General features: G+C 61.0%; 21 protein-coding genes. 16 read left to right on the plus strand and 5 right to left on the minus strand.

The window, feature by feature from the left end:
* The first annotated feature begins 10 nt into the window (after positions 1 to 10).
* From ACJO3T_RS02320 to ACJO3T_RS02330, 3 genes are all read left to right on the plus strand, one after another.
* Positions 11 to 1,429, plus strand: coding sequence for a glutamate synthase small subunit GltD family protein (locus ACJO3T_RS02320; RefSeq protein ID WP_406977682.1), 1,419 nt, complete (start codon positions 11 to 13; stop codon positions 1,427 to 1,429).
* A gap of 156 nt (positions 1,430 to 1,585) precedes the next feature.
* Entirely contained in the window at positions 1,586 to 2,650 is a 1,065-nt protein-coding gene (hemE, locus tag ACJO3T_RS02325; RefSeq protein ID WP_406977683.1) for a uroporphyrinogen decarboxylase, read from the plus strand.
* A gap of 292 nt (positions 2,651 to 2,942) precedes the next feature.
* Entirely contained in the window at positions 2,943 to 3,311 is a 369-nt protein-coding gene (locus tag ACJO3T_RS02330) for a PilZ domain-containing protein (RefSeq protein WP_328185581.1), read from the plus strand.
* A 185-nt stretch (positions 3,312 to 3,496) separates the two neighbouring features.
* Here the strand turns inward: ACJO3T_RS02330 and radA are convergent, their stop codons facing one another.
* A complete protein-coding gene (radA, locus tag ACJO3T_RS02335; protein ID WP_406977684.1) occupies positions 3,497 to 4,873 on the minus strand; it encodes a DNA repair protein RadA in 1,377 nt (458 codons plus the stop codon).
* A 70-nt stretch (positions 4,874 to 4,943) separates the two neighbouring features.
* Entirely contained in the window at positions 4,944 to 6,605 is a 1,662-nt protein-coding gene (gene ettA / locus ACJO3T_RS02340; protein ID WP_406961213.1) for an energy-dependent translational throttle protein EttA, read from the minus strand.
* Positions 6,606 to 6,891: 286 nt separating this feature from the next.
* Here ettA and glyA point away from each other — a divergent pair, with 286 nt between their 5' ends.
* The 8 genes from glyA (at position 6,892) to ACJO3T_RS02380 (ending at position 13,568) form a co-directional block, all read left to right on the plus strand.
* On the plus strand, positions 6,892 to 8,148 hold the full coding sequence (gene glyA, locus ACJO3T_RS02345; protein WP_406977685.1) for a serine hydroxymethyltransferase: 1,257 nt from the start codon (positions 6,892 to 6,894) through the stop codon (positions 8,146 to 8,148).
* 67 nt (positions 8,149 to 8,215) lie between these two features.
* Positions 8,216 to 8,728: a transcriptional regulator NrdR gene (gene nrdR, locus ACJO3T_RS02350; RefSeq protein ID WP_406961129.1), complete on the plus strand. Its 513-nt coding sequence runs from the start codon at positions 8,216 to 8,218 to the stop codon at positions 8,726 to 8,728.
* On the plus strand, positions 8,725 to 9,870 hold the full coding sequence (ribD, locus tag ACJO3T_RS02355) for a bifunctional diaminohydroxyphosphoribosylaminopyrimidine deaminase/5-amino-6-(5-phosphoribosylamino)uracil reductase RibD (protein WP_406961131.1): 1,146 nt from the start codon (positions 8,725 to 8,727) through the stop codon (positions 9,868 to 9,870). Before nrdR ends, ribD begins: the two co-directional genes overlap by 4 nt.
* Positions 9,871 to 9,938: 68 nt before the next feature.
* Entirely contained in the window at positions 9,939 to 11,057 is a 1,119-nt protein-coding gene (ribBA, locus tag ACJO3T_RS02360; protein WP_406961133.1) for a bifunctional 3,4-dihydroxy-2-butanone-4-phosphate synthase/GTP cyclohydrolase II, read from the plus strand.
* Between the two features lie 58 nt (positions 11,058 to 11,115).
* Positions 11,116 to 11,592, plus strand: coding sequence for a 6,7-dimethyl-8-ribityllumazine synthase (gene ribH / locus ACJO3T_RS02365; RefSeq protein WP_406961135.1), 477 nt, complete (start codon positions 11,116 to 11,118; stop codon positions 11,590 to 11,592).
* Positions 11,592 to 12,074: a transcription antitermination factor NusB gene (gene nusB, locus ACJO3T_RS02370; RefSeq protein WP_406961137.1), complete on the plus strand. Its 483-nt coding sequence runs from the start codon at positions 11,592 to 11,594 to the stop codon at positions 12,072 to 12,074. The genes ribH and nusB overlap by 1 nt, the downstream gene beginning before the upstream one ends.
* A 9-nt stretch (positions 12,075 to 12,083) precedes the next feature.
* Positions 12,084 to 13,031, plus strand: a complete 948-nt coding sequence (gene thiL / locus ACJO3T_RS02375) for a thiamine-phosphate kinase (protein WP_406961139.1) — start codon at positions 12,084 to 12,086, stop codon at positions 13,029 to 13,031.
* Between the two features lie 12 nt (positions 13,032 to 13,043).
* Positions 13,044 to 13,568 (plus strand): phosphatidylglycerophosphatase A family protein, encoded by a 525-nt coding sequence (locus tag ACJO3T_RS02380; protein WP_406961141.1) that lies wholly within the window; start codon positions 13,044 to 13,046, stop codon positions 13,566 to 13,568.
* 90 nt (positions 13,569 to 13,658) lie between these two features.
* Here ACJO3T_RS02380 and ACJO3T_RS02385 read toward each other — a convergent pair whose 3' ends face one another.
* The gene (locus ACJO3T_RS02385) at positions 13,659 to 13,871 is read right to left on the minus strand and encodes a DUF6316 family protein (RefSeq protein ID WP_406961143.1); all 213 of its coding nucleotides are present in this window, start codon (positions 13,869 to 13,871) and stop codon (positions 13,659 to 13,661) included.
* A 274-nt stretch (positions 13,872 to 14,145) separates the two neighbouring features.
* On the opposite strand from ACJO3T_RS02385, the gene ACJO3T_RS02390 reads away from it, so the two are divergent.
* Positions 14,146 to 14,862: a DUF2057 family protein gene (locus tag ACJO3T_RS02390; protein WP_406961145.1), complete on the plus strand. Its 717-nt coding sequence runs from the start codon at positions 14,146 to 14,148 to the stop codon at positions 14,860 to 14,862.
* Here the strand turns inward: ACJO3T_RS02390 and ACJO3T_RS02395 are convergent, their stop codons facing one another.
* Positions 14,863 to 15,777 carry a LysR substrate-binding domain-containing protein gene (locus ACJO3T_RS02395; RefSeq protein WP_406961147.1) on the minus strand — a complete coding sequence of 305 codons (915 nt, stop codon included), beginning with the start codon at positions 15,775 to 15,777 and terminating at the stop codon, positions 14,863 to 14,865.
* A 115-nt stretch (positions 15,778 to 15,892) separates the two neighbouring features.
* Here ACJO3T_RS02395 and ACJO3T_RS02400 point away from each other — a divergent pair, with 115 nt between their 5' ends.
* The gene (locus ACJO3T_RS02400; protein ID WP_406977686.1) at positions 15,893 to 16,879 is read left to right on the plus strand and encodes a glutathione S-transferase family protein; all 987 of its coding nucleotides are present in this window, start codon (positions 15,893 to 15,895) and stop codon (positions 16,877 to 16,879) included.
* 7 nt (positions 16,880 to 16,886) lie between these two features.
* Here the strand turns inward: ACJO3T_RS02400 and ispB are convergent, their stop codons facing one another.
* Entirely contained in the window at positions 16,887 to 17,855 is a 969-nt protein-coding gene (ispB, locus tag ACJO3T_RS02405; protein ID WP_406961151.1) for an octaprenyl diphosphate synthase, read from the minus strand.
* 233 nt (positions 17,856 to 18,088) lie between these two features.
* Between ispB and rplU the strand changes: the two genes are divergently transcribed.
* The 3 genes from rplU to cgtA all read left to right on the plus strand — a co-directional run bounded on the left by rplU (position 18,089) and on the right by cgtA (position 20,042).
* Entirely contained in the window at positions 18,089 to 18,400 is a 312-nt protein-coding gene (rplU, locus tag ACJO3T_RS02410) for a 50S ribosomal protein L21 (RefSeq protein ID WP_406961153.1), read from the plus strand.
* Between the two features lie 36 nt (positions 18,401 to 18,436).
* Positions 18,437 to 18,697 carry a 50S ribosomal protein L27 gene (gene rpmA, locus ACJO3T_RS02415; RefSeq protein ID WP_328188524.1) on the plus strand — a complete coding sequence of 87 codons (261 nt, stop codon included), beginning with the start codon at positions 18,437 to 18,439 and terminating at the stop codon, positions 18,695 to 18,697.
* A 151-nt stretch (positions 18,698 to 18,848) separates the two neighbouring features.
* Positions 18,849 to 20,042 (plus strand): Obg family GTPase CgtA, encoded by a 1,194-nt coding sequence (gene cgtA, locus ACJO3T_RS02420; RefSeq protein ID WP_406961156.1) that lies wholly within the window; start codon positions 18,849 to 18,851, stop codon positions 20,040 to 20,042.
* Positions 20,043 to 20,049 lie beyond the last annotated feature (7 nt).

Raw genomic sequence — 20,049 nt, forward strand, 5'->3', positions numbered from 1 at the left:
GAGCGTCACGATGAAAGAACGACTGAACAACGATTTCCAGTTTGTGCAGGTAGGCCGTATCGACCCGAAGAAGGTGCCCGCCAGCAAACGTCGCAAGAACTTCGGCGAGATCTACTACCAGTTCGAGCCGGTGGATGCCGGCAGTCAGGCGCACCGGTGCCTGGAGTGCGGCAATCCCTATTGCGAGTGGAAGTGCCCGGTTCACAACTACATTCCCAACTGGCTGAAGCTGGTCTCCGAAGGCAATATCATGCGGGCCGTGGAGCTGTGCCACCAGACCAACTCCCTGCCGGAAGTCTGTGGTCGTGTGTGCCCCCAGGATCGTCTCTGCGAAGGTGCCTGTACCTTGAATGATGGCTACGGGGCTGTGACTATTGGCTCGGTGGAGAAGTACATCACCGATACCGCCTTTGCCCTGGGCTGGAAGCCGGACATGTCCGGTGTCAAATGGACCGACAAGAAGGTGGCGGTCATTGGCGCTGGGCCTGCGGGCCTGGGCTGCGCGGATATTCTGGTGCGCAATGGCGTCAAGCCGGTGGTATTCGACCGGTATCCGGAAATTGGCGGCCTGCTGACCTTCGGTATCCCCGAGTTCAAGCTGGAGAAGACCGTCATGACCCGCCGGCGCCAGGTATTCGAGGAGATGGGCGTGGAGTTCCGCCTGGAGACCGAGGTGGGTAAGGACGTCCAGTTGCAGGACATCATCAATGACTATGATGCCGTTTTCATGGGCATGGGTACCTACACCTACATGAAGGGCGGTTTCCCCGGTGAGGAGCTGGATGGCGTCCATGACGCACTGCCGTTCCTGGTATCCAATGTGAATCGTCGTCTCGGATTCGAGAGCGATCCGGGCGAGTTCATCGACATGAAGGGCAAGCGTGTTGTGGTGCTCGGTGGTGGTGACACCGCCATGGACTGCAACCGCACCTCCATCCGTCAGCAGGCGGCCAGCGTCACCTGTGCCTACCGCCGGGATGAGGAGAACATGCCGGGTTCCCGCCGTGAGGTGGCGAATGCCAAGGAAGAGGGTGTGAAGTTCCTCTTTAACCGTCAGCCCATCGCCATCATCGGCGAAGACCGGGTTGAAGGTGTCAAGGTGGTACAGACCAAGCTTGGTGAGCCGGACGAAAATGGCCGCCGTCGCCCTGAAGTGGTTCCGGGCAGTGAGGAAGTCATTCCGGCCGATGCGGTGCTGGTCGCCTTTGGTTTCCGTCCCAGCCCCGCGGACTGGTTTGACGAGCTGAAAGTGAACACCGATGACTCCGGCCGTGTAAGCGCGCCTGAAGAAGCGGAGTTCGCCTTCCAGACCACCAACCCGAAGATCTTCGCCGGTGGCGACATGGTGCGCGGTTCCGACCTGGTGGTGACGGCTATCTGGGAAGGCCGGGAGGCCGCCGAGGGCATCCTCGACTATCTGGATGTCTGATCGAATCGTCATCTGATTCGTATCAAGAGGGCGGCACCGTTCAACGGGCCGCCCTTTTTTATTGTGGCAAACACGTTATCATTGCTGCCTGCCTGAACATTATCCAGCTTACGGGATCGCTTACCCGGCCAGACACTTGCCCAATCAGGAATCATTATGAGCGAACTGAAGAACGACCGTTTCCTCCGCGCCCTCATGCGCCAGCCTGTCGACCGCACCCCGGTGTGGATGATGCGCCAGGCGGGCCGTTACCTGCCGGAATACCGGGCCACCCGTGCGCAGGCCGGTGATTTCCTGAGCCTCTGCAAGAATACGCCCCTGGCCTGCGAGGTGACCCTGCAGCCACTGGAGCGTTTCCCCCTGGATGCGGCGATCCTGTTCTCAGATATCCTGACCATTCCCGATGCGTTGGGGCTGGGGCTGTACTTCGAGACCGGTGAGGGGCCCAAGTTCCGGAACGTGATTCGTTCGGAGGCGGATGTGGCGGCGTTGCCGTCCCTCAAAGCCGAGGTGGATCTGGATTATGTGATGAATGCGGTGTCGACCATCCGTGGCGCCCTCAACGGCCGTGTACCGCTGATTGGGTTCTCCGGAAGCCCCTGGACCCTGGCCACTTACATGATCGAGGGTGGTTCCTCCAAGGATTTCCGGGAGGCCAAGAAGCTGATGTACGGCCAGCCGGAGGTAATGCACCGTCTGCTGGATCATCTGGCGGACTCGGTGATCGACTACCTCAATGGTCAGATCCGGGCCGGTGCCCAGGCGGTGCAGATTTTCGATACCTGGGGAGGGGTGCTGAGTAGCTGGGCCTATCAGGAGTTCTCCCTGGCCTATATGAAGAAGATTGCGGATGGCCTGATTCGTGAGAACGATGGTCGCCGGGTGCCATTGATTATCTTCACCAAGAATGGCGGCCAGTGGCTGGAGTCGATGGCGGAGTCTGGCGCGGATGCCCTGGGGCTGGACTGGACCACGGATATTGGCCGTGCCCGGGCCCGGGTCGGGGATCAGGTGGCCCTGCAGGGCAATATGGATCCGGCTATGCTGTATGCGCCCAAGGAGCGCATCCGTGAGGAGGTGGCGGATATCCTGAAGCGTTATGGGTCCGGCACCGGTCATATCTTCAATCTGGGACACGGGATTACGCCGGATGTGGATCCGGAGCATGCGGGGGCGTTTATTGAGGCGGTTGTCGAATTGAGTGGGGAGTATCACCGCTAGACTTGTGGATATATGTAGGACTGATAGTTGGGTGCCGGTCGGGATCAGGTCGATAACCTTTTCCCGGACACGCCCCACAAGTACATCCCTGTAGGGCTCGACGAGCGCCGTCCCTGGCGCTCGACGGTCCGGGAAAAGGTTCTCAACCTGCTCCCTCTACTGACTTCCCAGATAACTCCCATCCGTAATGCCATTCTTGCGATTGACTCAGGGGCAAATGACTAGTGGAACCCGGGGATAGACAGGTCTATAGTCAGGGAAAAGGCAAGAAAATGGACGTGGGAGAAAGGAATTGGACGATAACACCCCCGAAAAACGTCGTTTTCAGCGAATCCAGTTTGATGCGCCCTGCGAGATTTACTGGCAGGACGATATGCAAACGGCTGAAGTGCTGGATATTTCCCTGAAAGGCGCTTTAGTCAGTCGCCCCGCCGGCTGGGCCGCGTCCGAGGGTGAGCCCTGCGAGTTGACCATCCATCTGAACGACCATGAAAGTGCCATCGTCATGGCGGTTACCCTGCGTCACCTGGAACCGGACCGGTTGGGGTTCAAGATTGAATATATCGACCTGGAAAGCGCGTCCCATCTAAAACGGCTGGTGGAATTGAACCTTGGGGACGCTGAGCTTCTGGAGCGCGAGCTTTCCCATCTCATTGAGTAGCCACTCGGCGATAACTGCAAAGTATGATGCTGACAGGTTGGTGCCTCTTTCCCGGACCTTCGAAAACATGGACGTTTTCGAAGAGCCTACAGGGATGTATTCACGGCGTGTCCGGGAAAGAGGCACCGACCTGGCGGCCAGACTCAATATTCGCAGGCTACGTAACCAGCGTCCGATCTGATTCTTCAAAGCTCCTCAAGCGCCGTCAAAGCATCACTCAATTTGGTCACCGGAATCACCTTCATCCCCTCAATGGCCTTCCTCGGCGCATTGGTCTTGGGCACCAATGCCCGGGTAAAACCGTGCTTGGCCGCCTCGTAAATCCGTTCCTGACCTGAGGGGACGGGACGGATCTCGCCGGACAGGCCGACTTCTCCGAAGATGACCAGATCCTGGGGCAGGGCGCGGTCGCGGAAGGACGACACAATGGCCGCCAGCAGGGCCAGGTCGGCGCTGGTCTCGGCCACCTTGACGCCGCCGACGACGTTGACGAACACATCCTGATCCGCCACATGCATGCCGCCATGGCGGTGGAGTACTGCCAGCAGCATGGCCAGCCGGTTCTGGTCGAGTCCCACGGCGACCCGGCGGGGATAGCTGCCCTGGGCCATGTCCACCAGGGCCTGGATCTCCACCAGCATGGGACGGGTGCCCTCCCAGACCACCATCACCACGCTACCGGGCGCAGCATCTTCGCCCCGGTTCAGGAAGATGGCGCTGGGGTTTTTCACTTCCTTCAGGCCCTGTTCCAGCATGGCAAAGACGCCCAGCTCGTTAACCGCGCCGAAGCGGTTCTTGATGCCCCGTAGCGTGCGGTAACGGCTGTCGCTGGAGCCTTCCAGCAGGATCGAGCAGTCGATCATATGCTCCAGCACCTTGGGGCCGGCCAGGCTGCCGTCCTTGGTGACATGGCCCACCAGGAACAGGATGGTGCCGGTCTGCTTGGCAAAGCGGGTCAGATAGGCGGCGCTTTCCCGTACCTGGGACACGGAGCCAGGGGCGGATTCGATGTCCGCTACGTGCATCACCTGGATACTGTCCACCACCAGGATCTTTGGTTTCTCCGCTTCTGCCACCTGCATGAGTCGTTCGACACTGGTTTCCGACAGCATCTTGAGATCCTTGGTGGGCACGCCCAGGCGCTTGGCCCGCATGGCGACTTGTTGCAGGGATTCCTCGCCGGTGACATAGAGCGCCGGTGTCTTCTCTGCCAGGTGGCACACTGCCTGTAGCAGCAGGGTACTCTTGCCCGCGCCGGGATGGCCGCCCATCAGGACCGCAGAGCCTTCCACCAGCCCCCCGCCCAGGACCCGGTCGAATTCCTGCATCCCCGTGCTGATGCGAGGCTGCTCAGCCAGGCTGACCTCATCCAGGCTCTGTACGGCGGACAGGCTGCCGGCAAAACCCTCAAAGCGGGCGCCGCGGGCACCCCTATTGCCGCCACCGACACCGCGAACCTCGCTGATGGTGTTCCAGGCCTGGCAGGCAGTGCATTGGCCCTGCCATTTGGAGTAGTCGGCGCCGCATTCGGTGCAGACAAAAGCGGTTTTTGCTTTGGCCATAGGTTTTGGATTCTATCGGAAGGGAAGAGACAAAAAGGGCCGGGTCCATGCGGAGCCGGCCCGGACAGCCTTACGCCAGCTTCTTGTACTTCATCCGCTGGGGCACCATGGCGGAATCACCCTTGCGCTTCTTGTGATCCTCGTCGTACTCGCTGAAGTTGCCCTCGAAGTAGACCACCTCGCCGTCGTCCTCGAACGCCAGGATGTGGGTGGCCACCCGGTCCAGGAACCAGCGGTCGTGGGAGATCACCAGGGCGGAGCCCGGGAAGTTGAGCAGGGCTTCCTCCAGGGCGCGGAGGGTTTCCACGTCCAGGTCGTTGGTGGGCTCATCCAGCAACAGCACGTTGCCGCCCTGCTTGAGCAGCTTGGCCAGGTGCAGGCGGTTGCGTTCGCCGCCGGACAGGTCGCCAACCCGCTTCTGCTGGTCGCTGCCCTTGAAGTTGAAGCGGCCCACGTAGGCGCGGGAAGGTGTCTCGTAGTTGCCGATCTTGATGATGTCGTTGCCATCGGACAGCTCTTCCCAGACGGTCTTGCTGCCATCCAGGTCGCGCATCTGGTCCACGTAGGCCAGTTCCACGGTTTCACCCACCACGATCTCGCCGGAATCCGGCTTGTCGTAGCCGGCGATCATCTTGAACAGGGTGGACTTACCCGCCCCGTTGCCACCGATGATGCCGACAATCGCTCCCGGCGGTACGCGGAATGACACGTCTTCGTACAGCAGGCGATCATCGAAGGACTTGCTGATGCCGTCCACCTCGATCACCTTGTCGCCCAGGCGCGGGCCGGGTGGGATATAGAGTTCGTTGGTCTCGTTGCGCTTCTGGAATTCCTGGGAGCTCATTTCCTCGAAGCGGGCCAGGCGGGCCTTGCTCTTGGACTGGCGGCCCTTGGCGTTACTGCGCACCCACTCCAGTTCCTGCTTGACGGCTTTCTGGTGGGAAGCTTCCTGCTTGGCTTCCATTTCCAGGCGTTTTTCCTTGTTCTCCAGCCATTGACTGTAGTTGCCCTCGAAGGGGATGCCGTGGCCCCGGTCCAGTTCCAGGATCCAGCCGGCGACGTTATCCAGGAAGTAACGGTCGTGGGTGATGGCCACCACGGTGCCGCTGTAGTCGTGGAGGAAGCGTTCCAGCCAGGCCACGGATTCCGCGTCCAGGTGGTTGGTGGGCTCGTCCAGCAACAGCATGTCCGGGCTGGACAGCAGCAGGCGGCACAGGGCGACCCGGCGACGCTCACCCCCGGAGAGGTTGGCGACATTCTGGTCCCATGGCGGCAGGCGCAGGGCGTCGGCGGCCACTTCCATCTTGCGTTCAATGTCATGGCCGTCGGTGGCCTGGATATACGCTTCCAGCTCACCCTGACGCTTCGCCAGGGCATCGAAGTCCGCATCGGGCTCGGCGTAGTCCGCATACACCTGGTCCAGCGCCGCCAGGGCATCGTGAACGCCGGAGACGGCTTCGTCGACGATCTCTTTCACTGTCTTGGCGTCGTCCAGTTCCGGTTCCTGGGGCAGGTAGCCCACGTTGATGCCAGGCTGGGGGCGGGCTTCGCCGATGTAATCCTGGTCCACTCCGGCCATAATGCGGAGCAGGGTGGACTTACCGGCCCCGTTGAGGCCGAGGACGCCGATCTTGGCGCCGGGGAAGAAACTCAGGGAAATGTCTTTGAGGATCTCGCGCTTGGGCGGAACCACCTTGCCCACGCGGTTCATGGTATAGACGTATTGGGCCATGTTGGCAGAGTCCTTCTTCTGGATCAGGAAATTCATCGCTGAAGGCACGGAAAGTGTCCGGCAAAGGGCCGTGACTCCTTCAGCTGAAGCAATCAAGTATTGACCGGCTAAGGTATCTAAACCGCCCGGGGATAGCAATGTAACCGGCGGTGTGTCGGTATCCCCGCACGGTATAAAGGATGATTTTTTACCCGCTTTCGAGATAGAATAGCGGCCCAATTTTCCAGGGGTTCCGGAGCCTTCGGGTCTTGTCCGGGCCAGCCATACAGACAGGGGCAGCACATCCATGTTCAATCGTGATATGAAAATTGCCGGTTTCGATGATGAACTCTGGAACGCCATGCAGGCGGAAGAGAAGCGCCAGGAGGCGCACATCGAGTTGATCGCGTCGGAAAACTACACCAGCCCGCGGGTGATGGAAGCCCAGGGCAGTGTGCTGACCAACAAGTACGCCGAAGGCTATCCGGGCAAGCGTTACTACGGTGGCTGTGAGTTCGTGGATATTGCCGAGGAACTGGCCATCGACCGCGCCAAGGAACTGTTTGGCGCTGCCTATGCCAATGTGCAGCCCCACTCCGGCTCCCAGGCCAACGCCGCTGTCTTCATGGCCCTGCTCAAGCCGGGCGACACCGTGCTGGGCATGAGCCTGGCCCATGGCGGTCACCTGACTCATGGCGCTACCGTCAACTTCTCCGGCAAGATCTACAACGCCGTCCAGTATGGTATCGACAATGATACCGGTCTCATCGACTACGATGAGGTTGAGGCGATGGCCATTGAGCACAAGCCGAAGATGATCATCGCCGGCTTCTCTGCCTATTCCCAGGAGCTGGATTTCGCCCGTTTCCGTGAGATCGCCGACAAGGTGGGTGCCTACCTGTTTGTGGATATGGCCCACGTCGCCGGTCTGGTGGCGGCCGGTGTCTATCCGGACCCGGTGCCCCATGCCCATGTGATTGCCACCACTACCCACAAGACCCTGCGGGGGCCCCGCGGCGGTCTGATCCTGGCCTGTGATGACGAGGGCCTGCAGAAGAAACTGAACTCCTCGGTATTTCCTGGTGGCCAGGGTGGTCCGTTGATGCATGTGATCGCCGCCAAGGCCGTGTGTTTCAAGGAAGCTATGAGCGACGAGTTCAAGGCGTATCAGCAGCAGGTGGTCAAGAATGCTGTCGCCATGGCCGAGGTCTTCATCGAGCGTGGCTTCGATGTGGTCTCCGGTGGCACCAAAAACCACCTGTTCCTGCTGAGCCTGATCAAGCAGGACATCACCGGGAAAGATGCGGACGCCGCCCTGGGTCGCGCCCACATCACCGTGAACAAGAATGCGGTACCCAACGACCCACGTTCTCCCTTTGTCACCTCCGGTCTGCGCATCGGCACCCCGGCCGTGACCACCCGTGGTTTCGGTGAGTCCGAGTGCCGTGAGCTGGCGGGCTGGATGTGTGACATCCTGGATGACCTGGACAACGAGAGCGTCATCAACCGGGTTCGCGAACAGGTGGAAGCCCTGTGTGCGCGTTTCCCGGTCTATGCCGGCTGAGGCCAGGCCACTAACCGACCGATTGCCCCGGTAGCGGGGCAGTCTGTTCTTACCGGAGCATCCGACTATGCACTGTCCGTTCTGTGGTGAAGCCGATACCAAGGTGATTGACTCCCGGCTGGTGGCCGAGGGCGATCAGGTGCGCCGCCGCAGGGAGTGCCTGTCCTGCCATGAGCGTTTCACCACCTTCGAGAGCGCCGAACTGGTCATGCCCCGGGTGGTGAAGCAGGATGGCACCCGGCAGCCCTTTGACGAGGAGAAGCTGCGGGCGGGGCTGATGAAGGCCCTGGAGAAGCGCCCGGTGAGCATCGAACAGATTGATGCGGCCCTGAATCGCATCAAGTATCGTCTCCGGGCCACTGGCGAGCGGGAGGTCAAGTCCATGACCCTGGGCGAGGAAGTCATGACCGAACTGCGTCAGCTGGACAAGGTGGCCTATGTGCGGTTTGCCTCGGTCTACCGCAGCTTCCAGGATATCAACGAGTTCAAGGAGGAAATCGAACGGCTGTCGGACGGCGCCGACCCGGCGGATGTGGCCCGGGTGCTGGCGGACCGGGATTCAACCAAAGGCACGTCATGACCAGTTCCCAGGATATCGCCATGATGGCCCGCGCCATCCAGTTGGCCTGGCGTGGGCGTTATTCCACCCACCCCAATCCCCGGGTGGGGTGTGTCATTGCCCGGGGCGACCTGGTGCTGGGGGAGGGCTGGCATGAACGGGCCGGCGAGGCTCACGCCGAGGTTCGCGCCCTCAGCCAGGCCGGCGCTGACGCCAGGGGTGCCACGGCATACGTCACTCTGGAACCCTGCAGTCACTTCGGCCGTACGCCGCCCTGTTCCCGGGCCCTGATTGACGCCGGTGTAGCACGAGTGGTGGTCGCCAGTGAGGACCCCAATCCCAGCGTGTCCGGCCGTGGCCTGCAACAACTGCGAGACGCCGGGATTCGTGTGAAGGAAGGGGTGCTCAGGGCGGAAGCCGCGCAGCTCAACCCCGGCTTCCTGAAGCGGATGAAGACCGGGCGGCCCTGGGTGCGCATCAAGATTGCCGCCAGCCTGGATGGTCGCACGGCGATGGCCTCCGGTGAGAGCAAGTGGATTACCGGGCCGGAGTCCCGCAGTGACGTGCAACGCCTGCGGGCCATGAGCGATGCCATCCTGACCGGTGTGAACACGGTGCTGGTGGACGATCCGTCCCTGACTGTCAGGCGGAATGAACTGGGGGATATCGGTGACGCCACCGAGCCGTCCCGTCAGCCCCTGCGGCTGATTGCCGACCGGGATGCCCGGACGCCGGCCACGGCAAAGATACTGCAGGGGGGGGACGTTCACCTGTTCTGTTCCTCCGAGGCACTGTCGACGGCGGCGGCCCAGGACTTGTCCGCCCTGGGGGTGACCCTTAACGGCATTGGCTGGCAGGACAGCGGCGTTAACCTGGGTCAGTTACTGGACAAACTGGGTGAGCTTGGCGTCAACGAGTTGCTGGTGGAGGCAGGGCCTACCCTGGCGGGTGGTTTTATCGTCGAGGGGCTGGTGGACGAGCTGTGGCTCTATCAGGCTCCCGTATTCCTGGGCAGCGAGGGCCGGCCAACGGCCCGGCTTCCGTTCAGCGACATGTGTGAAAAAATCGAGTGGCTGGTCACCGACCGGCGCCAGTTTGGGGTGGACACGCGGGTGATTCTGACACCCAGGGTGCAGGCGCCCAACCTATCTGCGGGTCGCTGATTCAGCCTGGCGACCCATTGCATTAATACCACGGCGGCCCTGAGCTGGCCGGGAGAGTGTGGAATATTATGGCATTGAACACCGTTGAAGAGATCATCGAAGACATCCGTCAGGGCAAGATGGTGATTCTCATGGACGACGAGGATCGCGAGAACGAGGGCGATCTGGTCATGGCCGCTGAACACTGCACGGCGGAGTCCATCAACTTCATGGCCCGCTTTGGGCGAGGCCTGATCTGCATGCCCATGACGCAGGGGCGTTGTGAGCAGCTGGGCCTGTCGCTGATGGTGCAGAGTAACCATTCCGGGTTCGGCACCAAGTTCACCCATTCCATCGAGGCGGCGGAAGGCGTCACCACCGGTATTTCCGCAGCGGATCGGGCACGCACCGTGCAGGCTGCGGTGGCTCGCAACGCCAAGGCGGCCGACCTGGTGCAGCCGGGGCATATCTTCCCGCTGATGTCGGACCCGGGCGGTGTGCTCAGCCGGGCCGGCCATACCGAAGCCTCCTGTGATCTGGCCTCCCTGGCGGGCTGTGAGCCGGCGGGTGTAATCTGCGAGATCATGAACGACGACGGCTCCATGGCCCGTCGTGAGGATCTGGAGCAGTTCGCCGAACAGCATGGCCTGAAGATCGGTACCATCGCTGACCTTATTCACTACCGCACCCTGAACGAGCGTACCATCGAGTGTGTCGAGCAGTACGACCTGGACACCGAGTACGGTGTGTTCAACTTGCGTACCTATCGGGACAATATCCAGGGGGGCACGCACCTTGCCCTGGTGATGGGGGATGTCCAGGCGAGTTCCCCGACCCTGGTGCGGGTGCATGTCACCGACACCCTCCGTGACCTCCTCGGTGCCCGCCGCAAGGGCTCCCATAGCTGGCCGTTGCACCATGCGCTGGAAAAGGTCGCGGAAGATGGCAAGGGCGTTGTGGTGCTGTTGAACAGTGCCGAGGACAGCTACAACCTGGAGGACCGGATCCACGAGTTCTTCGGGGAAGGGCCGGCGAAGGCGGGCAAGGGTGGCAGCTCCGGTGTCTACTTCACCGTCGGTACCGGCTCCCAGATCCTGCGGGATTGCGGTGTCGGCCAGATGCGACTGCTCAGCGCGCCCATCAAGTTCTCCGCGATTTCCGGTTTCGATCTGGAAGTGGTGGAATATGTACCCTATACCGGTAGTTGAGACCGCCGGTTAACGAACTCAACGGATAGCCCGGTCCCAGGCCGGAACAGGAATGACAATGGCAGATATCAAGGTAATTGAAGGGGATTTCCGACAGTGCACCGGGCGCTATGCGCTGGTGGTGGGTCGGTTCAACGGATTTGTCGTGGAAAGCCTGGTTGAGGGGGCGATCGACACCCTGCGGCGCCACGGCATTGCCGATGACGACATCACGATTGTACGGGTGCCAGGTGCCTACGAGATGCCCCTGGCCGTCAAGCGTGTGGCGGAAACCGGCAAGTTCGACGCCATTATCGCCCTGGGGGCGGTTATCCGTGGTGGTACCCCGCACTTCGAATACGTGGCCGGTGAGGCCTCCAGCGGCCTGGGCGCCGTCAGCCTGGATACCGACGTGCCGGTCACCTTTGGCGTATTGACCGTGGACTCCATCGAACAGGCCATTGAGCGTTCCGGCACCAAGGCCGGCAACAAGGGCGCGGAAGCCGCCATCACCGCGCTGGAGATGGTCAGCCTGTTCAATAAGCTGGGTGAGTGATGAGCGAACAGGATAGCGCAGTACCGGGAGCTGCCAGCCCGGGGCAGCCCAAAGCCGGGGATCGTCGCCGTGCCCGGGCCCTGGCCCTGCAGGCCCTCTACCATCGTCATTTCAGTAAGAGCCCGATCAATGATATCGAGGCCGAGTTCATGGTCGACAACGACATGAGCAAGGTGGATTCCGCCTTCTTCCGCGACCTGATCCGTGGTGTCCACCGGGAACAGGCCGAGCTGGACCGGCTGATCGAGCCGCTGCTGGATCGTTCCCTGGCGGAAGTGGACCCCATCGAACTGTCGATTGTCCGTCTGGGCGCATACGAACTGAAGAACCGGATTGATGTCCCTTACCGGGTGGTGATCAATGAGGGCATTGAGCTGGCCAAGCGGTTTGGCGGCACCGAGGGCCACAGGTTCGTTAACAGCCTGCTGGACAAGCTGAGCCAGCGCCTGCGCCTGGCAGAAACCCGTCCCCGGCAGTCGTAACGTATTGTCATGGGTGAGTTCGAACTGATACGCACCCTGTTCCGGCCCCTGGCGGACGCTACCTGGAGAGACGGCGTCCGCGTGGGGCCGGGGGACGACTGCGCCATCCAGCGAATTCCTCCCGGCCATGAACTGGTGTTTTCCATCGATACCCTGGTGGCCGGGGTTCACTTTCCCGTTGGCTACGATCCCCGGCGCCTGGGATGGCGTGCCCTTGCGGTCGCCGTCAGCGACCTTGCGGCCATGGGGGCGGACCCGGTCTGCTATACCCTGGCCCTGACCCTTCCGGAAGCGGATGAAGCCTGGGTGCGGTCGCTGTCCGAAGGGCTCCGGGAAGCATCCATTGATGCCGGTATTGCCCTGGCCGGCGGCGATATTACACGGGGTCCGCTGACTCTGAGTCTGCAGGTCCATGGCACGGTACCGGAAGGGCGGGCCATCGCCCGCAACGGTGCCCGGCCAGGTGACCTGGTGGCGGTGAGTGGCCCCCTGGGTGGCGCCGCCGCAGCCCTGGCGTGGCTGGAGGCGGACAAACCGCCGGCCTCGGCGGAAGGGTTCCTCGCCTGTTATCACCACCCTTGGCCCCGGTGTGCGTTGGGGCGCCAGTTGCGGGGGGTGGCGACAGCCGCCATTGATATCTCCGATGGGTTGGTGGCGGATCTGGGGCATATCCTGGAAGCCTCCGGTGTCGGGGCGAGGCTTGAGCCGGACCGGATACCGCGCACCTTTGGCGGGACCCAGTCAACCCTGGAGCAGGCCCTGTACGGGGGCGATGACTACGAACTCTGCGTCACCCTGCCGCGCCCGGCGATGGACCGTCTTCCCGCGGATGTGGTGGAAGGACTTTCGGTGATTGGCGAGATTTGTGCCGGATCGGGGATTCAGCTCCTCACGGCCAATGGTGTGATAGAGGAAATCTCCGTACCGGCGGGCTATGACCATTTCAAGGAACAGTAAACAGGCTTTTGCATGACCGACTATCCGCAGGAACCGGATGAAGAGCCGGTATTGATACTGCCACCACGATTCCTTCGCCACCCGGTCCATCTGCTGGCATTCGGGTTTGGCAGTGGTGCTGTACCAAGGGCGCCGGGAACCTGGGGCAGCCTGGCGGCCATTCCCCTGTGGTACCCCATCTCACTACTGCCGGAACTGGCCTACTGGCTGGTGGTCCTGGTCGCGTTCGTTGTGGGTATCTGGTTGTGTGGCCAGACCGCCCGGGCTCTCAAGGTCCACGACCATGGCGGTATCGTCTGGGATGAATTTGTGGGCATGTGGATTGTGCTGGGCTTCTTCCCCGAGACGTACTACGGAGTGTTGCTCTGTTTCGTGGCCTTCCGCCTGTTTGACGTCTGGAAACCCTGGCCTATTGACTGGATAGACGAACGGACACCCGGTGGTCTGGGCATCATGATCGACGACGTGCTGGCGGCGGTGATGGCGCTGGGTGTGATATGGGCGGCGGAGTTGTGGTTGATGCCCGGGCTGCTCTGATGCTGCCGGGCGCATCCCTGCGATTGATCTGATCCATCTGGCTCGGTACTAGTGTCGCGAAGCAGATCAGCGAATTAACCAGGCGGGACACTAATGAACCCGCATTTCCCGGGCTTCCTGTGGCAGCATATTGATGACGTGGAGGAACCGCCTGAGGCCGATTTCCGCCCGCTCTTTGGTGGCGAAGGGCCCGCTGTCGAAACCTTCCCGGGTTGTGAAGTACCACTTCCCACCCACACAGAAGAAACGGCTGCTGCGAAATGGCGTTGGACCGGCCTCGCCTGCTCGGATATTGGTATCCATCGTAGCCTCCTACTACCTGACCTGTGGACTGGCTCTGCGCCTGGGCCTCAGTCCTGATTTATCGAGAACGGTCGCAAACCTGAAAGTTTCAGGGCGCATTGCATAAAACTAAACCAATTTCTGCCAAATTCAACACTTTTTTACAATTCTATAATGGGGGCTTCTGGATCACGGACTTGCGTGAGATTGGGTCTGTGGTCAGAATGCCCCATTGATCAATGGGGCCACCTGGCGGCCTCACACCGACTGATAGCGACCCATGGAGAAACACTGAATGCGTGCAAGGTATGTAAAGGTTCCGCAGACCGGGCTCACCTGGCTGAAACTGCTGGTGACGGCACTGGCAATTGTCGTGGTTTCGGGCTGCAGCACGGGTATGTCCAGGGTCCAGACCTGGGACGGGGAAGCGTCTGGTGAGGTGGCCGTGTTGAAGGCACCTTCCGACGTAAAGCTTCGCGAGGTCAACGGCAAGAAGGTCGGTAACTTCCTGATGGATGATATGGCCATCGACTACGAACTGCTGCCGGGCACCAACACCGTGGTTTTCACCCACAAGACCATTTGGGCCAAGAGCAAATCCACGGAAGACGGTGAGTCCAACGTTCATGTGGTGGAAAGCGCGCCCCAGCAGTTTGTCATCGATACCCGCCCGGGCGAGGTGTATACCTTCGATATTCCAGAGGTGACCAACCGACGTGAAGCCGAGCAGTTTGCGGCCAACTTCAGTGCCGAACTGATGACCGAGGATGGCTCCGTGGTTGCCCGTTCCGAGCCGTTCGAGGGCTATCCGCAACAGCAGGTGGCCGGTCAGCAGAATGCCGGTGGCTCAGGACAGGCAACCGTGGTAACCGGTCAGCCCAGCGGTGTGCCGGTGCCGACCACCCCGGGGCAGGGGAGCAATAGCGTAAATACCCTGGATGCCCTCAAGGTCCTGTGGGAGCGTGCCAGTGGCGACGAGAAGCGTGAATTCCTGCGCTGGGCTTTTGACTGACTAGTCGATATCCAGCCAGTCCCGATAGAGTTCGGGCTGGCTGAGCCGCTCCCAGAACCACGTTGATGCCTTGCCCTGCTCTTCGTTGCGACGGGCAATGTGCACCGGGATCGGTTCCCTGGGGGCGTCCACCGCTTTTTCCACCAGCGTCCCTTCCGCCAGTTGCCGGCGAATCCGGTACCGTGGCAGCCAGCCCACCCCAAGCCCTGCTTCCTGCAGGGCAATCTTCTGGTCCACATTGGTCGCGGTGATGGTCTGCTGGCGCCTGAAGATGCCGGCACTTCCGGGGGGCAGGGAGCGGGAGCTGTCTGCGGCCACCGCTGCCGGGTAGTGGGTGATCTGGTCCTCGGTTAGTGGTGACTCCGCGTTCGCCAACGGATGGTTGGCAGCCACCGCGAATACCCAGGGAATCCGACCGAGGCTGCGGGTGGCAAAGGCTCCGGCCGGGCGACTCATCTGGTCGGCACCGATGGCCAGGTCCACCCGCCGGCTCTGTAGGGCGTCCCAGGTCCCCGTGAATACTTCCTCAACCAGTTGCACCTCCACCGGAATGCCCAATCCGTAGAACTCCCGGATGACCGGGAAGGTGACCTCCGCGGGCAACAGCGAATTGAAGCCGATCCTGAGTCGGGTTTCCCATCCCTGGGCCACCTGGCGGGTGGTATGGGCCAGGGCCTCGGTGGCCTCCAGCAGGGACCGGCCCTCATTAAGCAGGTATCGCCCCGCCGGCGTCAGGGTGGCGCGATGGCCGCTACGGTCAAAAATTTCCACGTCCAGGTCTTCTTCCAGCTTCTGGACGGTGTAACTGATGGCCGAAGGTACCCGGAAAAGTTCACTGGCGGCCCCGGCAAAGCTGCCCTTGCGGTCAATGGCATCAAGCACTTTCAGGGCGTCAATGGTGATGGTGGTATGCATGTTCGAATAATCTGAAGGTGATGGCCAGAATTGATTGCTTGTGAGAGTAGCAGGTTGCTGGGTAGCCTGTCGCCAGTTCACTCATCATGGCGTCAACAACGCCGGGAGGTTCCCCATGGGGCTATTGGTTGATGGAGTCTGGAAGGATCAGTGGTACGACACCGGTAAGACCGGTGGCAAGTTTGAGCGGGAAGCGGCCCGCTTCCGTAACTGGGTAACGGCAGACGGTTCCCCGGGGCCGGCAGGGAAGGGTGGATTCCTGGCGGAATCCGGTCGCTATCACCTGTATGTGTCCATGGCCTGCCCTTGGGCCCACCGGACCCTGATCTTTCGCCGGCTGAAGGGGTTGCAGTCGCATGTCTCGGTATCCGTCGTGCATCCGGATATGGTGGAAAATGGCTGGGAGTTCCGGCCTGACGACGAACGTCACCGGGATCACATCAATAACGCCCGCTTCCTGCACGAGATCTATACCCGGGCGGCCCCGGACTACAGTGGTCGCGTCACGGTGCCAACCATGTGGGACCGGCAGGAGGAAACCATTGTCAGCAATGAGTCCGCCGATATCATCCGCATGTTCAACTCAGCTTTTGATGGGCTGGACGGGGTGCGGCATGATCTGGATTTCTATCCGGAGCCGTTGCGCGATGAGATTGAGCGGGTGAATGAGCGGGTCTATCACTCGGTCAATAACGGTGTTTACAAGGCGGGCTTCGCAACGGCGCAGGACAAGTATGAAGAGGCCTATAACGCTCTCTTCGAGTCCCTGGACTGGCTTGAGGAACGCCTGACGGGGCAGCGGTACCTGGTGGGCGATCAGCTGACCGAGGCGGATTGGCGCCTGTTCACGACACTGATCCGGTTCGATGCGGTGTATTTCAGCCACTTCAAGTGCAATCGCCAGCGTATCGGGGATTATCCGGCGCTGTCGGGGTACGTTAAGGATCTCTATCAGGTGGCCGGTGTTTCGGGCACCGTCGACATTGAGCAGATCAAGCGGCATTACTATGTCAGCCAGCGGACCATTAACCCGACACAGATTGTGCCGGTGGGGCCTGAGCTGGATTTGGATGGGCCCCATGGGCGTTCTTTGTTGGGTTAAGGGGTAACTAACTAACCCGCTCCACAGCCAATTCGGTCAGCAAATCCAGCGCCTGGGTGTGAGGGGAGTCGGGGAGCTGTCCGGCGCATTTCCGGGCCAGTTGCGCCTGTTCCCGCGCCTTTGCCATGGTGTACTCCAAGGCGCCGGAGTCTTTGACGATCTCAAGGATTCTCGGCAAATCATCCAGGCCGCCCTTGCGGATCGCGTTACGGATCAGTTGCCTGTCCTCCTCGCTGCTGTTGGCCATGGCGTGGATCAGCGGCAGGGTGGGTTTGCCCTCCGCCAGGTCGTCCCCCACGTTCTTGCCCATGGCATCGGCATTGCCGGTGTAGTCCAGGGCATCGTCCACCAGTTGGAAGGCCAGGCCCAGGTGTTTGCCGTAATCCCTGAGGGCCTTTTCCTGCTGTTCGCTGGCACTGGCCAAGAGGGCGCCGGTGTGGGAGGCGGCCTCGAACAGCATGGCGGTCTTGTTGTGGATGACCTCCATGTACTTGTCTTCATCCACGTCCGGGTTTTTCACGTTCATCAGCTGAAGGACTTCGCCTTCGGCGATTACCGCCGTGGCGTGGGATAGAATCTCCATGATAGGCAGGCTTTTCAGCTCCACCATCATCTCGAAGGCCCGGGCATAGAGGAAATCCCCTACCAGCACACTGGGGGCGTTTCCCCAGCGGGCGTTGGCGGTACTGCGGCCCCGTCGCATGTCCGACGTGTCCACCACATCGTCATGGAGCAGGGTGGCGGTATGCAGGAATTCGATCACCGCGGCGAGTTTCAGGTGGTCGTCCTGGCCATAGCCGACGGCCCGACTCGAAAGCAAAACCAGTAATGGTCTCAGGCGTTTACCGCCGCTCTCGATAATGTACTGGGCAATCTTTTCCACCAGGGGGACATCGGAGGAAAGCCGCTTGATGATCAGATCGTTGACGCGGGCGAAGTCGTCCGCGACGGTGTCGTATATACGCTGGGCAGTCATGCGGCTGTCCGGTCCCCTGAAAGTGATTTGTCTGGTAAAACAGGCAGGTCGCGGCAATGCTAGGTATTGCCGACATCAGTGTCAACTTGGCTTGTAAAGGGTGACAGCTTTTCGTACAATCACGCGCCCTAACTCATCCCAACCTGCGCTCCCTGCTATAGGGTTGCCAGAGAGCTTCCCTTAGAACCAGGTGGATAAGAGCAGGGATGGGTCAATCGCGGAGAATGGTACATATGTACGCAGTTATTGTTAGCGGTGGCAAACAGCACCGTGTTCAGGAAGGCGAAACACTCAAGCTGGAAAAGCTGGAAGTTGAAACCGGCGGCACTGTTGAGTTTGATCGCGTTCTGCTGATCGGCAACGGCGACGACATCAAGGTCGGCGCACCGGTTGTGGATGGCGCCAAGGTAACCGCCGAGGTGGTTGACCACGGTCGTCACGACAAGGTCCAGATCATCAAGTTCCGTCGTCGTAAGCACCACATGAAGCGTCAGGGCCACCGTCAGTGGTTCACTGAAGTCAAGATCACGGGTATCAAGGGCTGAGGCCCTTGACGTACCCCCTGAAAGAGGAGGCTGGTAATGGCTCATAAAAAGGCAGCAGGTAGTACCCGTAACGGTCGCGATTCCGAGTCGAAACGACTTGGTGTCAAGCGCTTCGGTGGTGAAGCCGTTTCTGCGGGCAGCATCATCGTTCGTCAACGCGGCACCCGTTTCCACGCTGGCGCCAACGTTGGCCTGGGCAAGGACCACACCCTGTTCGCTACCGCGGACGGTCAGGTGAAGTTCGAGACCAAGGGCCCCGAGGGTCGTAAGTTTGTAAGCATCGTTCCGGCGGCGTAAGTCGCGGTGATGCCCGGCTCTGATATCATTCGATAACAGGGCCGGCAAAAACCCCGCAAAGCTTTGAGGTTTTCTGCCCGGCTAACGGCCGGCAGGAGCCAGAGCCTGCGGGGTTTTTTTCGTTTATGCGCAGGGCGCAATAGGTTGGACCATGAAATTTGTAGACGAAGCCACCATCATAGTTGAGGCCGGTAAGGGCGGTCATGGCTGCCTCAGTTTCCGGCGCGAGAAATATGTGCCCAAGGGCGGCCCCGATGGTGGTGACGGTGGTGATGGCGGCTCTGTGTATCTGGTGGCCGATGAATCCCTTAATACGCTGATCGACTACCGCTTCCAGCGTAAGCACAAGGCCCAGAACGGTCAGCCAGGTTCCGGTCGTAACTGTACCGGCATCAAGGGTGATGAGCTTGAGCTGCCGGTTCCGGTGGGAACCACAGTGGTGGATATGGACACCCATGAGGTGCTTGGCGATCTGACCCACGCCGGCCAGCGGCTGAAAGTGGCCCAGGGCGGGTTTCACGGGCTGGGCAATACCCGCTTCAAGTCGTCGGTCAACCGGGCGCCCCGCCAGACCACAAAGGGCTCCGAGGGGGAGGTTCGCAACCTGCGCCTTGAGTTGAAGGTGCTGGCGGATGTGGGGCTCCTGGGGATGCCCAACGCCGGCAAGTCCACCTTTATCCGCTCGGTGTCGGCCGCCAAACCGAAGGTGGCGAACTATCCGTTCACCACGCTGGTGCCCAACCTCGGTGTGGTCAAGGTGCAGGCGCACCAGAGCTTTGTGATTGCCGATATCCCCGGTCTGATCGAGGGGGCGGCCGAAGGTGCCGGCCTCGGTATCCGTTTCCTGAAGCACCTGGTGCGGACCCGTCTGCTGCTGCACCTGGTGGATGTGGCGCCCTACGATGGCTCCTCCCCCGCGCAGGCGGTGGAGGCCATCGAGCATGAGCTGGAGAAGTTCAGTGAAACCCTCGCCAACCGGGATCGGTGGCTGGTGCTGAACAAGGTCGATATGGTGGCGGAAGAGGAGCGTGATGCTCACTGCCAGGCCATTGTTGACGAGCTAGGCTGGCAGGGACCGGTATTCCGTATCTCGGCGATCAGCGGCGAGGGTACGAAGGAGCTGACCCAGGCAGTCATGCGCTGGATTGAGGAGCGTGCCCGGGAAGAGGCGGACAACCCCGATCTGGCTGAGGAAGAGGCCGAGCGCCGCCGGCAGATGGATGAGGAGGCGCGTGCCCGCATCCAGCAGGAGAAGGCTGCCCGGCGGGCCGCCCTAGACGACGATGATGATGACGATTTCGACGATGATGATTACGACGTCGAGGTGGTCTACGCCCCGGAATAATCCGGCC

The sequence above is a fragment of the Marinobacter shunpengi genome (assembly GCF_045449715.1).
Lineage (GTDB): Bacteria > Pseudomonadota > Gammaproteobacteria > Pseudomonadales > Oleiphilaceae > Marinobacter.

Coding starts and splice junctions, on each gene's coding strand:
- ACJO3T_RS02320 (WP_406977682.1), top strand. CDS start 11: ATGAAAGAACGACTGAACAACGATTTCCAGTTTGTGCAGGTAGGCCGT.
- hemE (WP_406977683.1), top strand. CDS start 1,586: ATGAGCGAACTGAAGAACGACCGTTTCCTCCGCGCCCTCATGCGCCAG.
- radA (WP_406977684.1), bottom strand. CDS start 4,873: ATGGCCAAAGCAAAAACCGCTTTTGTCTGCACCGAATGCGGCGCCGAC.
- ettA (WP_406961213.1), bottom strand. CDS start 6,605: ATGGCCCAATACGTCTATACCATGAACCGCGTGGGCAAGGTGGTTCCG.
- glyA (WP_406977685.1), top strand. CDS start 6,892: ATGTTCAATCGTGATATGAAAATTGCCGGTTTCGATGATGAACTCTGG.
- nrdR (WP_406961129.1), top strand. CDS start 8,216: ATGCACTGTCCGTTCTGTGGTGAAGCCGATACCAAGGTGATTGACTCC.
- ribD (WP_406961131.1), top strand. CDS start 8,725: ATGACCAGTTCCCAGGATATCGCCATGATGGCCCGCGCCATCCAGTTG.
- ribBA (WP_406961133.1), top strand. CDS start 9,939: ATGGCATTGAACACCGTTGAAGAGATCATCGAAGACATCCGTCAGGGC.
- ribH (WP_406961135.1), top strand. CDS start 11,116: ATGGCAGATATCAAGGTAATTGAAGGGGATTTCCGACAGTGCACCGGG.
- nusB (WP_406961137.1), top strand. CDS start 11,592: ATGAGCGAACAGGATAGCGCAGTACCGGGAGCTGCCAGCCCGGGGCAG.
- thiL (WP_406961139.1), top strand. CDS start 12,084: ATGGGTGAGTTCGAACTGATACGCACCCTGTTCCGGCCCCTGGCGGAC.
- ACJO3T_RS02380 (WP_406961141.1), top strand. CDS start 13,044: ATGACCGACTATCCGCAGGAACCGGATGAAGAGCCGGTATTGATACTG.
- ACJO3T_RS02385 (WP_406961143.1), bottom strand. CDS start 13,871: ATGGATACCAATATCCGAGCAGGCGAGGCCGGTCCAACGCCATTTCGC.
- ACJO3T_RS02390 (WP_406961145.1), top strand. CDS start 14,146: ATGCGTGCAAGGTATGTAAAGGTTCCGCAGACCGGGCTCACCTGGCTG.
- ACJO3T_RS02395 (WP_406961147.1), bottom strand. CDS start 15,777: ATGCATACCACCATCACCATTGACGCCCTGAAAGTGCTTGATGCCATT.
- ACJO3T_RS02400 (WP_406977686.1), top strand. CDS start 15,893: ATGGGGCTATTGGTTGATGGAGTCTGGAAGGATCAGTGGTACGACACC.
- ispB (WP_406961151.1), bottom strand. CDS start 17,855: ATGACTGCCCAGCGTATATACGACACCGTCGCGGACGACTTCGCCCGC.
- rplU (WP_406961153.1), top strand. CDS start 18,089: ATGTACGCAGTTATTGTTAGCGGTGGCAAACAGCACCGTGTTCAGGAA.
- rpmA (WP_328188524.1), top strand. CDS start 18,437: ATGGCTCATAAAAAGGCAGCAGGTAGTACCCGTAACGGTCGCGATTCC.
- cgtA (WP_406961156.1), top strand. CDS start 18,849: ATGAAATTTGTAGACGAAGCCACCATCATAGTTGAGGCCGGTAAGGGC.